We start from the raw sequence: 246 nt of genomic DNA, 5'->3' as shown, positions 1-246 counted from the left end.
CCTCGGGCATGTGCGGCTTCATCGCCTGGCTGGGCATCGCCATCTCCCACTATCGCTTCCGCACGGGTTACCTGGCCCAGGGCGGCCGCCTGGAAGACCTGCCCTACCGGGCCAAGCTGTTCCCCTTCGGGCCGCTGTTCGCCTTCGCCCTGTGCATGGTCATCACCCTCGGGCAGAACTACCAGGCGCTGGTGGGCGAACGCATCGACTGGATCGGCCGCCTCGCCACCTATCTCAGCCTGCCGC

Annotated in this window: 1 pseudogene; it reads left to right on the top strand. The window is 67.9% G+C overall.

The annotated features are described in order from the left end of the window. Positions 1-246 (top strand): annotated as a pseudogene (locus ACLJNW_RS27635) (lysine transporter); the annotation flags it as partial.

This window comes from Salmonella sp. SAL4457, assembly GCF_046548235.1.
Lineage (GTDB): Bacteria > Pseudomonadota > Gammaproteobacteria > Enterobacterales > Enterobacteriaceae > Salmonella > Salmonella enterica.
Note: the sequence above shows the minus strand (reverse complement) of the source record. Positions and strands in the feature narration are given on the sequence as shown.